The 11,690-nt window shown below is 34.0% G+C and carries 12 protein-coding genes and 1 other annotated feature; of the genes, 1 reads left to right on the forward strand and 11 read right to left on the reverse strand.

The window, feature by feature from the left end; genetic code table 11:
• Positions 1-24: 24 nt before the first annotated feature.
• From ileS to KJ971_06315, 9 genes are all read right to left on the reverse strand, one after another.
• Entirely contained in the window at positions 25-2,763 is a 2,739-nt protein-coding gene (gene ileS, locus KJ971_06275) for an isoleucine--tRNA ligase (protein MBU1145441.1), read from the reverse strand.
• Positions 2,764-2,796: 33 nt separating this feature from the next.
• Positions 2,797-2,998 (reverse strand) — a binding site (T-box leader).
• A 57-nt stretch (positions 2,999-3,055) separates the two neighbouring features.
• Positions 3,056-3,322 carry a YggT family protein gene (locus KJ971_06280; GenBank protein MBU1145442.1) on the reverse strand — a complete coding sequence of 89 codons (267 nt, stop codon included), beginning with the start codon at positions 3,320-3,322 and terminating at the stop codon, positions 3,056-3,058.
• Positions 3,322-3,636 (reverse strand): cell division protein SepF, encoded by a 315-nt coding sequence (locus KJ971_06285; protein ID MBU1145443.1) that lies wholly within the window; start codon positions 3,634-3,636, stop codon positions 3,322-3,324. Before KJ971_06285 ends, KJ971_06280 begins: the two co-directional genes overlap by 1 nt.
• 8 nt (positions 3,637-3,644) lie before the next feature.
• Positions 3,645-4,292, reverse strand: coding sequence for a YggS family pyridoxal phosphate-dependent enzyme (locus KJ971_06290; protein ID MBU1145444.1), 648 nt, complete (start codon positions 4,290-4,292; stop codon positions 3,645-3,647).
• A gap of 173 nt (positions 4,293-4,465) precedes the next feature.
• Complete coding sequence (gene surE / locus KJ971_06295) at positions 4,466-5,194, reverse strand: 5'/3'-nucleotidase SurE (GenBank protein MBU1145445.1); 729 nt, start codon at positions 5,192-5,194, stop codon at positions 4,466-4,468.
• Positions 5,194-5,490 (reverse strand): YhbY family RNA-binding protein, encoded by a 297-nt coding sequence (locus KJ971_06300; protein MBU1145446.1) that lies wholly within the window; start codon positions 5,488-5,490, stop codon positions 5,194-5,196. Before KJ971_06300 ends, surE begins: the two co-directional genes overlap by 1 nt.
• Positions 5,491-5,707: 217 nt before the next feature.
• Entirely contained in the window at positions 5,708-6,880 is a 1,173-nt protein-coding gene (ftsZ, locus tag KJ971_06305) for a cell division protein FtsZ (GenBank protein ID MBU1145447.1), read from the reverse strand.
• Positions 6,881-7,070: 190 nt separating this feature from the next.
• Positions 7,071-8,183 carry a tRNA guanosine(34) transglycosylase Tgt gene (gene tgt / locus KJ971_06310; protein MBU1145448.1) on the reverse strand — a complete coding sequence of 371 codons (1,113 nt, stop codon included), beginning with the start codon at positions 8,181-8,183 and terminating at the stop codon, positions 7,071-7,073.
• Positions 8,184-8,186: 3 nt separating this feature from the next.
• Positions 8,187-8,759, reverse strand: coding sequence for a phosphate propanoyltransferase (locus KJ971_06315; GenBank protein ID MBU1145449.1), 573 nt, complete (start codon positions 8,757-8,759; stop codon positions 8,187-8,189).
• Between the two features lie 164 nt (positions 8,760-8,923).
• Here KJ971_06315 and KJ971_06320 point away from each other — a divergent pair, with 164 nt between their 5' ends.
• The gene (locus tag KJ971_06320; GenBank protein ID MBU1145450.1) at positions 8,924-9,604 is read left to right on the forward strand and encodes a queuosine precursor transporter; all 681 of its coding nucleotides are present in this window, start codon (positions 8,924-8,926) and stop codon (positions 9,602-9,604) included.
• 30 nt (positions 9,605-9,634) lie between these two features.
• On the opposite strand, the gene queA is transcribed toward KJ971_06320, so the two are convergent.
• Positions 9,635-10,666, reverse strand: a complete 1,032-nt coding sequence (gene queA, locus KJ971_06325) for a tRNA preQ1(34) S-adenosylmethionine ribosyltransferase-isomerase QueA (GenBank protein MBU1145451.1) — start codon at positions 10,664-10,666, stop codon at positions 9,635-9,637.
• 1 nt (position 10,667) lies between these two features.
• Entirely contained in the window at positions 10,668-11,672 is a 1,005-nt protein-coding gene (gene ruvB / locus KJ971_06330) for a Holliday junction branch migration DNA helicase RuvB (protein MBU1145452.1), read from the reverse strand.
• Between the last annotated feature and the right edge of the window lie 18 nt (positions 11,673-11,690).

An 11,690-nucleotide genomic window follows, 5' to 3' on the forward strand; every position in this document is an offset into this window, starting at 1 on the left:
AAGACATGCTTCATCGGCTTATTATTACATGGCTACAATCTTTTGACAACGAGAGCATAATCCGTCTTCATTAACGTCATCTACTACTTGCCAACACCTAGCACAAGTCGTGCCACTTGCTGCAAGTACATCTATTGATACATCTTCTGCTTTAAATGAACCGTATCCTTCGTTTTTGATATCTAGTTTTGAAACGATGAACACTTGTGCTAAATTTAATTTACATTTTTCAAGTAAGAGTTGAATTTTAGCTTTTGGATAAATAATCAAATGAGCATTTAAACTCTTACCAATTATTTTTTCTTCTCTTGCGGTTTCTAATGCTTTTAAGACCACTTCTCTAAATTCCATAAACTCATCATATGTTTCTTCAATCGTCGTATCATAGGATTGGATTTTTGGCATATCTAGTAGATAGACATCTTCTTCTTTATTAGAAGATAGGTATTGATATGCTTCGGACGTAGTGTGAGGAATAAGTGGAGTTAGTACACGAAGTAAGGAATCAAGAATGGTATAAAATACGGTTTGAATTTTTCGTCTTTCTGGGCTATTTATTTTTTCGATGTAAAGAATATCTTTTGTAAAATCTAAGTAAAATGAGGATACAAATGTCACAAAATTTGTTACTTTACGATAGACATCATCAAAACGGAAATCTTCATAAGCATCTTTTACTTCTTTAACAAGATTATTCGTTTTTATCATGATGTATTGATCTATTTCAGACAACTCTGAATAGGCAAGTACGTCTAAAGTAAAATCAAAATCTGCTAAATTTCCAAGTAAGAATTTAAAGGTATTTCGAATTTTACGATAGGATTCTGATACTTGTTTGATTAAATCGTCTGACAGCCTTACATCAGCTTGATAATCAACACTTGATACCCATAAACGGAAGATATCCGCTCCTAGCGTATCAGCTATTTTATTAGGATCGACTACATTTCCAAGAGATTTAGACATTTTTCTGCCTTCACCATCTAGGATAAATCCATGACTTACAAGAGTTTTATAAGGGCTTTGACCCATCGTTGCCACACCTGTAATTAAACTCGAATTAAACCATCCGCGATATTGATCTGATCCTTCAAGATATAAATCAGCAGGATAAGGAAGTCCTCTTGTTAATAAAGCTCCATGATGACTTGTCCCAGAATCAAACCACACATCCATGATATCAGTTTCTTTTGTAAAGAGATTGTTTGGTGAATCTTTATGGGTATACCCAACAGGTAGTAACTCTTTTGCACTTCGGATAAACCAAGCATTTGATCCTTCTTTTTCAACGATTTTTGCGAAGTGTTCGATTAATTCTTTCTCAAGAATTGGTGTTTTATTTTCAGTGTAAAAAGCAGGAATTGGGACGCCCCAAGTTCTTTGTCTCGATACACACCAAGATCCTCGATCTTTAATCATATTACCTAATCGGACATCTCCCCATGATGGGTACCACTTTACTGTTTGAATTGCTTTTAAGATATCTTGTTTTAAGATATCGATGGACGCAAACCATTGTGGGGTTGCACGGAAAATTACTGGTTTTTTTGTACGCCAATCGTGTGGGTAACTATGAACGATTGATAACACTTTTAGTAAAGCATTTGTTTCTTGTAAAGCTTTTATAACTTCAAGATTACAGTCATCGACAAATAATCCTTCAAATCGTTTTCCAGCCGATTCCATCATATTTCCTTTGGAATCAACAGGACAAAATACTTCTAAATTGTATTTTTGACCGACGATAAAATCGTCTTCTCCATGCCCTGGAGCAGTATGAACTAATCCAGTACCATCTTCGGTTGTCACATGTTCTCCTAAAATAAGAGGACAAACTCGGTTGTAAAGTGGATGAACGTAAGTCATTCCTTCTAGTTCCCAACCAAAAACGGTGGTTTGAATGTCCATTTTCTCGCATTCTAACATTTCTTTCATCACTTCAATTCTAGCTTTCGCTAGCACAAAGTGACGACCGGTTTCCGTTTTAACAAGACTGTATTCTATTTCTGGCCCTGCACAAATCGCAAGATTTGCAGGAATCGTCCAAGGAGTCGTTGTCCAAATTAAAAACTCAGTATTTTTAGGAAACAACCCGTTCGTGAATTTTGAAGGCATTGCAACATAAATTGAAGGTGAAGTAACATCATAATATTCTATTTCTGCTTCTGCTAATGCCGATTCAGAAGAAGGAGACCAATACACTGGTTTTAATCCTTTATATACGAGTCCTTTTTCAACCATTTCACCAAACAGTCTAATTTGGGCTGCTTCATAGGATTTATCAAGAGTAATATAAGGGTTATCCCACTCTCCTAGTATTCCAAGTCTTTTAAATTGTTGTTTTTGAATTTCAACTTGTTCTAAGGCAAAGTCTTTGCATAATTCTCTAAATTTAGGAACATCCATTTCTTTTCGATTTACTTTTTTGTCTTTGGATAATGCGTTTTCAATTGGCAAACCATGAGTATCCCATCCAGGAAGATAAGGTGCCTGAAAGCCAGACATGTTCTTGTAACGTAAAACGAAGTCTTTTAATGTTTTATTTAAAGCCGTTCCTGCATGAATGGATCCATTCGCATAAGGAGGCCCATCATGTAAAACATACATTGATCTCAATGCATTTTTTTTAAGTATTTTATTGTAAAGATCTATTTTCTCCCAATTCGCTTGAATGATATGTTCGTTTTGGCCAAGATTTCCTCTCATTGGGAAATCTGTTTTGGGCATTAATAACGTATCTTTGAAATTTTTCTTTGTTTCCATTTTGTTATCCTCCTAAAAAAAAACGCCCTCAAAAATAAGGACGATTATTACCGCGGTACCACCTTTGTTCTAGAAAACTAGCGCTTGAGTCGTTAACGCCGACTTACGAAGTTATTTACGTTTGTTCAATAACTCTCTCCTAGGTGATAAACCACTTTCTGTTTCCTTGTTTGCACCAAATACAAGGTCTCTTAAAAACAGTGAAAGTGATATTTGTCCTAATCATCGATTTATATATGTTAATTCATTATAACAAATTTTTCAGTTTTATCAAGAAAAACAGTGAATTTAATTAAAAAATCGCTCTTGAAATAATACTTAAAAGGATTTGGTAAAGGATTAGTCCAAGCATTGGCGTAAAATCCATATTTCCAACGACGATCCATCCTCGAAAGATGTTTAAATAGGGAGCACAGATTTTTTGAAGGATCAAATAAAATTTTGAGTTTGCAATGGGAGTCCAACTCAAGATAATTGTCACAATCATGATATAAAAATAAATTCTAAGAACATAAAAACTATAGTATAAAAGTAGGTATAAATAATCGTTGATTGTCATTATTTTTTCTTTTGAAATTCACTGACAAATCGCTTTAATGTAGGCCCATTTAAATCCGTTTTTTGAGCAAGCAAATAAATTTTGTCTTGAATTTTTACGATTTCTCCATCGCAAGCAAATAAAACTCCTGTTAAAAATAAGAGAACTTCGTTTGCTTCTGGGATTAAACAATTATCAAAATTTAACACGATGGGAGTTCGATGCATGATAATCTCTGCATATTCATAAATCCCAGAACTATCTTGGATTCGAAAGAATTTTACATCTTCTAAATCAACATCTGTAGATACCATTTGATCTTTTTTCTTAAACATTCCCAAAATCATCCCTCATTTCTAAATAGAATTCTTCCTAATCGCAAATGGGTTGCATTGCATTTAACTGCAATTTGGTAATCATTTGACATACCCATTGACAAGTAAGATTGCTTTACGTTTGGTAATTGAAGCTTTTTTATTTTATTTGATAACTTCTTAAGTGATAAAAATTCGCTTTCGATTTGTACTTTGTCTTCTGTATTTGAAGCCATACCCATTAAACCTACTACCTCTATTTTATCATATATTTCAATTTTTTTGATAAAATCAATTACTTCTTTATTATCTATTCCAGATTTAGATACTTCTTTCGAAATATGGACTTCTATGAAACACTTTAATGGCGTTATTCGATATTTCTGAATTTCTAAAGCAAGACTAAGTCGGTCTAATGAATGCAGATAATCAATTTTGTTAATAATTTTTTTTACTTTGTTTGTTTGTAAAGATCCTATAAAATGCCAAGTAATCTTTTCCTTTTCAAACGTCTCGTATTTTTCTAAAAAGGACTCCGCTCGGTTTTCTCCAAAATGATTGATTCCAAGGAGTAAAAGTTCTTTCATCTTGGAAGAGTCAACGTATTTTGTCGCAGCTATAATCGTTTGTTGAGTCAAGTGTGATTTGATTGAATCTAAATTTTCTAATAAAGCCAATGAAACTTCACCTCTTTTTTCTAGATGCAAACGAAAAAAAGCCAGACAAAATCATAATATAGATGGCAAGCAAAATTGAAACAAATGTATTTTGGATTACAAAAGCAATCAAAAGCACAACTGTTATCAAGTTCACAAGATAAAACAATAGAAAATAAATGTATTTCTTTTTTTTAATCAAGTTGCCCCACCTTCTCTTTACATTCTTTCAGTCCTTTGGAAGTTTGATTGGCAAATTTCAAAGGGGTTATTGAGATGTAACCTTGATTAGCAGCCCATAAATCTGTGCCTTCTTCAAAATGAAATGGCAAGAATTTTCGATGGTTTTTATAGGTTCCATCGTCGCTTCTTAAGTAAAAATGTTCTGTAGGTCGAAATCCTAAATCTGTGATACGTATGCCTTTCGAAGTGGCAAAAGCTTTGGAAACAAAATTTACATTTAACAAATATTCTTTTGATAATAATTTATGAAATAAGATATAATCCATGACTTTTTCAAATTCGTCTTCTGCAGGTTTAAAGTAATCATAATCTGCGGAAAACGCTATGGCTTTTAAATTAGCCTTTAAAGCTTCCATTCCAGCTCCAACCGTTCCAGAATAGACTGTATCCGCTCCAACATTAAAGCCGTTGTTTATCCCTGAAACTACTAAATCTGGTTGTAAATTCAAGCCATGAATGGCAAAAGCAACCGCATCAGCAGGAGTTCCTTCCACGCTATAGATTGTAGGGGAATGTTCATAGACTTTGGCTTCATCCCAAAACACTCTTGAAACAGAAGCTCCACTCATGTGAAAATGTGGCGCAACTAAAGTCACTTCGCCATATTTTTGAAGTTTTGCATAGAGAATTTGAATTCCTGTTGCGTTGTACCCATCATCATTGGTAAGTAATATTTTCATTAAAGTGGCAACTCAATTCGATTAATTAAAGCAAGGTTTTCTTTGTACAAAACCATCACTTTTCCAATTTTTTGAATTACTTGAATGTCTGCTTCTTGAAGAGATTGTTCTAATGCAATGATTGGGGTTGTGCAGTTATTTAAAACGGTGATTTTCCCTAGTTCATATTTCGTCAAATAATCTAATAAATTAGTTTTAATTTGCGCAGTTAATCCTTCTTTTCCAATTTGAAATGCTGATTTTTTGGTTTGCGCTAAACTTCTTAATACGCGTTTTTGTTTTCCGGTTAGATTCATATGTTTATCAAATATAATATAATTTTCCTAAATATTATATATCCCTTTCGTCTTTTTTTGCAGTGGATGTTAGGTCATCCAATTTTTGTTTTTAGATAGGTGTTTCTTCATTTTATTTCTATGAATTTCATGTAATGGTTTCTAAAAAATTGTATCACTTTTTGACTGAAAATACAATGTTATCTTAAAGAAAAAAGGTGGGCAAGCCCAACCTTTGTTATTTTTTAAATCGTTCTTTTAACCAAGATGGAATTTGAATATCTTCTTTTTCTTCTTGTGTTTCTTTTGGAATTTCAATTTGTTCCTTTTGCTTTTTTAATTTTTTCTTATTTTCTTTTCTGGAAGGCGTGTTTTGTTTTTCAAACACATTATCCATAGAAGGTACATCAATTGGTTTTTCTTCAGCGTGTTGGAACGTGTTATCTCTAAATAGAGGATCTTCACTAAATCCAGTAGCTATAACGGTTACGATAATTTCATCTTCAAGGTCTGAATTAATAGCAGAACCATAGATTACGTTAATGTCGGTAGTAGAAGATTTTTGAATTTCTTCAATGATTTCGTTGATTTCATATAGAGATGCATCATATCCTGAAGTAATATTCACAATGGCATCTGTTGCGCCATTGATAGAAGTTTCTAATAATGGACTTCTAATGGCGGCTCTTGCGGCTTCAACTGCACGATTTTCGCCTTCTGCAATTCCGATTCCCATTAAAGCAGTTCCTTTGTCTTTCATAACTGTTTTGACATCGGCAAAATCGACATTGACCACTCCAGGGACAGCTATAATTTCTGTGATACCTTGTACACCTTGTCTTAATACATTATCTGCTTCTCTAAATGCATCAAGATATGGTGTGTTTTTATCAACAATATATAAGAGTTTATCATTTGGGATCACAATTAAAGTATCCACAAATGGTTTTAATTCTTCTAATCCTTGCATGGCTACGCTTGCACGTTTTCTTCCTTCAAATCCAAAAGGTTTTGTGACGATTCCTATGGTCAAACAGCCCATTTCTCTTGCAATGCGCGCAATAACTGGCGCAGCACCTGTTCCAGTTCCTCCGCCCATACCAGCAGTAATAAAAACCATATCGGTTTCAGCTAATAAATCGCGGATTTCGTCTTCGGATTCAAGTGCAGCTTGTCTTCCAACATCTGGACTGGCGCCTGCGCCAAGTCCGCGTGTTAGCATTTTTCCTAATTGTACTCTCACATCGGCTTTAGAAAGTTTTAATACTTGTGCATCGGTATTCATTGCTACAAATTCGACACCTTGAACATCATTTTCAATCATGCGGTTGATTGCAGATCCTCCGCCACCACCGACACCTATGACTTTAATGTTGGGTTTTTGATTAAATTTATCGTTTAAATCAAACATACGATACCTCCCAAGTCAATCATTAAATATATGTTATCATAAAAGAACATATAAATAAAGTTGTTTTAAATATTTCGGTGAAAAGTTCTTCTACTTCTATTATACGTAATTAGCGCTTTGTTTTCAATAATATTATATCGTGAACAGAACTTTTTTTTGCTATTTTATATCCTTTTGTAAAAATCGATTTTTACTTATAATATTGACTGAAAAATTCTGTCTTAAAATCAAGAAGCCTATCTTCTTTAATGGCTTCTCGAATTTGGCTCATTAACTGTTTTAAAAAATACAAATTGTGATAGGTTACCAGCCTTAATCCGAGTATTTCACCCGCTTTAAACAGATGACGGATGTAACTTCTTGTATACGTTTTACATACTTGACAAGAACAGTTTGAGTCAAGAGGTGTCATATCTTTTTCGTACTCTTTATTTTTAATGACGATTTTGCCAGTTGAAGTCATAGCTGTCCCATGTCTTGCAATTCTTGTTGGCAAAACACAATCAAACATATCAATTCCATTAATGGCACCATTAATTAAATCATCAGGAGATCCAACTCCCATTAAATATCTTGGTTTAGAAGCCGGCATTAATGGATTAAGAAATTCAAGCATTTCTAACATTTCGGTTTTTGTTTCACCCACACTTAACCCACCAATTGCATATCCTTCAAAATCAATGTTTATCAGTTCTTCAAGGCAGTGTTTTCTTAAATCTTTAAAAGGTCCCCCTTGAACAATTCCAAAAAGGGCTTGTTTATCTGGAAATTGATGAACTTGTTTCCCTCTTTTAGCCCAGCGTAATGTACGCTCTACCGAATCCTTCATGTATTCATAATTGGAGTAAAAAGGAGGACATTCATCAAAGCTCATGATGATATCTGCTCCTAGATCGTTTTGGATGCGAATACTATCTTCTGGAGACATATGCAATCTTTCTCCACTTAAGTGGTGTCGAAAATCTACACCTTCTTCTTTGATTTTACGGATGTGAGAGAGACTAAATACTTGATATCCACCAGAATCTGTAAGTAAAGCTTTATCCCATTTCATGAATCCACGAATTCCTCCGTGGGCTTTTACAATGTCTTCTCCTGGTTGAAGCCAAAGGTGATAGGTGTTTCCAAGAATTAAGCCATCACTTACTTGGTTAATTTCTTCTGGAGTTAATGTTTTAACCGTTGCTTGTGTTCCAACAGGCATAAAAATTGGCGTTTCATAACTGCCGTGTGGAGTATGTAAAATCCCACATCTTGCATTTGATTGTTTGCAGATGTGGGTAATTTCATAAGTAATCGCCATAACTTAAAGGATTTGTCCGTAAACGATGCCGTTTATTGCTGCAGCATTGCCTTCATCTGTATCGATATGCATTGCGGAAGCAAAATCATCCCGAACACGAATGACTACGTCTCCAAAAACAAGGGATCGATCTAGTGTTTCGACTTTTACTAAAACGATTTGTTTATCTTTTAAATCAAAAGCTAACGCGTCTTTTGGAGTCAAATGAATATGTCTTTTCGCAATAATAACGCCTTCTAATACCTCAATTTCTCCAACGGGTCCAACAATTTTACATGGAGCACTTTTAAAAGTGTCTCCTGATTCTCGAATAGGAGCAACGACACCTATCGATCTTGCATCCGTTAAAGATATTTCAATTTGAGTATTTTTCCTTACAGGACCTAGAATAGACACTCCTGTAATTTCCTTTTTTGGTCCAACAACTGTAACGCGTTCTTCTGCCGCAAATTGCCCTGGTTGAGACAACATTTTTTTTATTGTAAGTTCATGATTTTTTCCAAATAAAATCTCTAAATCTTTTTGGCTCAAATGAACATGTCTTGCTGATACTTCTACTAATACATTTCGTTCCATATAGTCCTCCTTCACAAGCATCGTAATCATTCATATTCTACTACTTTTGCACATTTTTCGCAATTCAAATCTGCTTTTAATTGTATTTTTTCGAGAATTTGATATAATGGTATCGCATTCGCAGTTCGAAACCATCCTGCGTAATCAAAACTAGGAGGATTTATATGAGTAATGAATTGTTATGGTTTATCTTTGCCATTGTTAATTTTTTGTTATTAATGGGATTGTATAAACTATTTGGAAAAACTGGTATTTTTGTTTGGGTAGGTATTGCAACGTTACTTGCCAACATTCAAGTAACAAAGAACATCTCTTTGTTTGGAATCAATGCAACTCTTGGAAACATTATGTATGGTACTATTTTTTTAGCAACCGATGCTTTAAATGAAATTTTTGATAAAAAAGCTGCTAAAAAGGCTGTTTATCTTGGGTTTTATGTGTTGTTATCTTCTCTTATTGTAATGCAACTTGCATTGACTTTTATTCCCAATGAGAACGATATATCTCAAACTGCATTAGAAACTATTTTTGGTTTTTTACCACGAATTGCTTTAGGTAGTTTAATTGCGTTTTTCATTAGTCAGCAATTGGATGTGAATTTATTTCAAAAAATAAAACACAAATGGCCAAGTGATAAATGGTTATGGGTAAGAAACAATGGATCAACATTTATAAGCCAATTCGTTGACAGCATTATTTTTGTTCCGATTGCTTTTTTAGGAGTTTATGATTTAACTGTAGTCATTGAAATTTTTATTTCAACTTATGTCATTAAACTTGTCGTTGCTTTTTTAGATACTCCGTTCTTATATTTAATGAAAAAAATTAAACCACTTGATAATTAATCAAAAGAAAAAGGCTAAAATTAGCCTTTTTTATTTTTTTGGTAGTAAAAACATGGAATCTCCAAATGAGAAAAAACGGTACTTTTCTTTGATGGCTTCCATGTATGCATTCATTATAATCTCTTTTGATGAGAAAGCAGATACTAACATGACCAAAGTGGATTTCGGTAAATGAAAGTTGGTAATTAAGCCATCGATTGCTTGAAATGAAAATCCAGGATAAATGAAAATATCAGTAAATCCACTTTCACCTATGAACTGGTGATGTTTTTGATAAATAGACTCAAGGGTTCTTGTGGTAGTTGTTCCAACCGCAATAATCCTTCTGTTTTCTTTTTTTGCTTGATTTAGCTTATTTGCTACTTCTATGTCAAATGAATAAAACTCAGAATGCATATGATGTTTTGAAACATCATCCACGCTTACAGGACGAAAGGTTCCAAGTCCCACGTGAAGTGTAAGAAAATAGATTTCAACTCCAATTTGTTGTAGCGTGTTTAACAACTCTTTGGTAAAGTGTAATCCCGCTGTTGGAGACGCTGCACTTCCAATTACTTTTGAGTACACGGTTTGGTATCTATCTTGTTCTTTTAGTTTTTCATGAATATATGGAGGCAATGGCATTTCGCCAAGTTGATCCAGGATTTCTAAGAAAATTCCTTGATAGATCATCTTGAAGAGTCGAATTCCTTCTTCTTTTACACCAATACATTTTGCTTTTAATAATCCTCCAAAAGTTATAACAGTACCTAATTTTACTCTTCTAGCTGGTTTAGATAGTGTTTCCCATACATCAAGTTCTAATGATTTAAGTAAAAGTATTTCAATGGATGCATGTGTTTTCTCTTTGGTTCCAATTAACCTTGCAGGCAGCACTTTGGTATCGTTTAAGACTAATACATCTCCTTTTTTTAAATAGGAAGGAAGATGATGAAACAAATCATGTGTTACTTCAAAATTATCTCTGTGACAAAGTAGTAGTCTAGAGGAATCACGATTTAAAAGTGGAGTTTGTGCAATTAATTCTTCTGGTAATTTATAGTCAAAGTCATCTGTTTTCATTCTAGAACATACTACCTTGGTAGCCCTTTTTTAAATGTTTGTAAGCTTTTTCTGTTACTACTCTACCTCTTGGTGTTCGACTAATAAATCCTTGTTGAATCAAGAAAGGTTCATAAACATCTTCTAATGTTTGTGGATCTTCACTAATCGATGTTGCAATGGTTTCAAGTCCAACTGGCCCACCATGATATTTTTCTATAATTCCTAGAAGATATTCTCGATCTTTTCGATCAAGTCCGCTTTCATCAATTTTTAATTTATCAAGTGCAATTTTTGTAATATCGATGGTAATGGTTCCATCTCCTAAAATATCTGCGAAGTCTCTAACTCTACGAAATAACCGATTTACAATTCTTGGAGTTCCTCTTGATCGCTTAGCAAGTTCACACACAGCTTCAGGAGAAATAACACATTCATAAATTGCTGCAGTACGAATACAGATGGCTTCTAATTCTTTATCTGTATAAAAATCAAGTTTATGTACAATTCCAAATCTCTCTCTTAAAGGGCCTGTTAAATCACCAAATCTTGTAGTAGCTCCAATCAAGGTAAACGGCGGTAAATCAACACGAATGGACTTTGCGCCTGAGTCTCTTCCTACAACAATGTCAATAATAAAATCTTCCATGGACGAATATAAAATTTCTTCTACAATTTTAGGAAGGCGGTGAATTTCATCAATAAATAAAACATCTCCTGGTTCAAGCGAAGTAACGATTGCTGCTAAGTCCCCTGTTCTTTCTATGGTTGGTCCGCTGCATACTTTAATATGAACGCCTAATTCATTTGCAATGACTTGTGCTAGTGTGGTTTTTCCTAACCCAGGAGGTCCATATAAAAGTACATGATCTAGCGATTCTGAGCGCTTCTTAGCCGCCTCAACCGCTATCTCAATCATTTCTTTTACATTGGTCTGTCCAATATACTCTCCAAAGTATTTTGGGCGTAACGTTGCTTCGATTTCGTCATCGATTAATAAGTTATTACTGATGATTCGTTTATCCATATTACACACCTCGTTATT

The sequence above is a fragment of the Bacillota bacterium genome (genome assembly GCA_018818595.1).
Classification (GTDB): Bacteria; Bacillota_I; Bacilli_A; order Izemoplasmatales; family Hujiaoplasmataceae; genus JAHIRM01.

Coding starts and splice junctions, on each gene's coding strand:
- KJ971_06300 (MBU1145446.1), bottom strand. CDS start 5,490: ATGAATCTAACCGGAAAACAAAAACGCGTATTAAGAAGTTTAGCGCAA.
- KJ971_06320 (MBU1145450.1), top strand. CDS start 8,924: ATGAGTAATGAATTGTTATGGTTTATCTTTGCCATTGTTAATTTTTTG.
- tgt (MBU1145448.1), bottom strand. CDS start 8,183: ATGGCGATTACTTATGAAATTACCCACATCTGCAAACAATCAAATGCA.
- ileS (MBU1145441.1), bottom strand. CDS start 2,763: ATGGAAACAAAGAAAAATTTCAAAGATACGTTATTAATGCCCAAAACA.
- KJ971_06285 (MBU1145443.1), bottom strand. CDS start 3,636: ATGTTTAAGAAAAAAGATCAAATGGTATCTACAGATGTTGATTTAGAA.
- KJ971_06315 (MBU1145449.1), bottom strand. CDS start 8,759: ATGGAACGAAATGTATTAGTAGAAGTATCAGCAAGACATGTTCATTTG.
- ftsZ (MBU1145447.1), bottom strand. CDS start 6,880: ATGTTTGATTTAAACGATAAATTTAATCAAAAACCCAACATTAAAGTC.
- queA (MBU1145451.1), bottom strand. CDS start 10,666: ATGAAAACAGATGACTTTGACTATAAATTACCAGAAGAATTAATTGCA.
- ruvB (MBU1145452.1), bottom strand. CDS start 11,672: ATGGATAAACGAATCATCAGTAATAACTTATTAATCGATGACGAAATC.
- KJ971_06280 (MBU1145442.1), bottom strand. CDS start 3,322: ATGACAATCAACGATTATTTATACCTACTTTTATACTATAGTTTTTAT.
- surE (MBU1145445.1), bottom strand. CDS start 5,194: ATGAAAATATTACTTACCAATGATGATGGGTACAACGCAACAGGAATT.